General features: G+C 40.9%; 1 protein-coding gene. It reads left to right on the top strand.

Annotation, left to right across the window (positions count from 1 at the left end; genetic code table 11):
- The first annotated feature begins 275 nt into the window (after positions 1–275).
- Positions 276–677, top strand: a complete 402-nt coding sequence (locus ACSU6B_RS29140; protein ID WP_410889957.1) for a CBO0543 family protein — start codon at positions 276–278, stop codon at positions 675–677.
- Positions 678–1,257 lie beyond the last annotated feature (580 nt).

The raw sequence follows: 1,257 nt of genomic DNA, 5'->3' as shown, positions 1-1,257 counted from the left end.
TAAGAGTTGAAAAACAATGAATTGATCTTCAATCTTTTTTTCTTATTCAGCTAACGAAGCAGGTTAGTGGAAGTAAAAGAACAACTCAGAACCATCAACTGAATCGGAAGCATTTGCTCTACTCTTACGCAAATAAAAAGAGACTGATCTGATAATCCTATGAAAGTAACGGTTTATATAAGAAATCAGGTGAATTTCCATGTGGTACTGGTATTTAATTGTCTAAGCCGTAATTTTCATGTGGGTAGCTTGGAATTCCGAAATCACTTCCTCCGTTGGAGTATTATGCGACGGTTACTACATGTCTATTCATCGCAGAAGTAACAGACAGGTGGACCGATAGATACAGCCTATATGAATTCTGGGTAAGGAAATACATTGATCTACCTTCAACCTTTATGACTTTATTTATCTATGCTCCGGCTGCTGTTATCATGATAAGCTGGTATCCATTCAATGGCGGCTGGAAAAAGAAGATCACCTATATTCTGGCATGGTCAATCTTTTCTAGCTTCTATGAATGGACATATTTAAAGATGGGATATTTACACTATCCACATTGGAAATGGTGGTACTCAGCTATTTCCTACCCATTCCTTTATGGATTCATGTTTTGGCATTTGAGATTAGTTCACTGGGTAAGAGAAAAGTTTAGGCAAGCTAGTAAGTCTAATTAAAAAAATACCCACCACTGCGATGCTTAAAAAGGCATCGCCCTTTTTGATTGATTAACGAAGAGATTGTGAAGAATTGTACTTAAGCTAACGGGTGCAAGAGTTTAAGATCGGTAGCTGCTTCGGCAGCTTTTATTTTTGCTTGTTCAACTAACGGTGCAGGTGTGCGGCCGAGCCAAGGTCGTATCATATAGCGGGTGGGATTCCCGTCGAGTAAGAACTAGCCATTCGCTCGTAGCGAGTCTTGGAGGGCTAAAGGTAACTTTAGTCTTTAAGCGTAGACAGTTAGGTGGCGGGCCGAAAGCCAAATGGTTGAAGGGATTGAGCTCCATAATGTTAGTAAATCGAGAGGGCTGATGCTTTACCTGCAGCAGAAAGCAACATTTTATCCTTCGTTAAGGGCAAGATGGATAAAATCTCTCTGGAGTCAGAGACCTTGGCACGTTACACATCGATATGATACGGCAACTCGGGAGACCCTACCGGTCTTTTCTTGTTAGAAGAGTATGGTGTACAAGCGATAAAAAAGCAAGGAAACCAAATGCTGTGTAGGGAGTCGGATAGCAGCGTAGTACCAATGAAG

Source organism: Neobacillus sp. C211 (assembly GCF_051842875.1).
Taxonomy (GTDB): Bacteria; Bacillota; Bacilli; order Bacillales; family Cytobacillaceae; genus Neobacillus.
The sequence above is the reverse complement of the archived record's forward strand: the minus strand, read 5'-3'. Positions and strand labels throughout refer to the sequence as shown.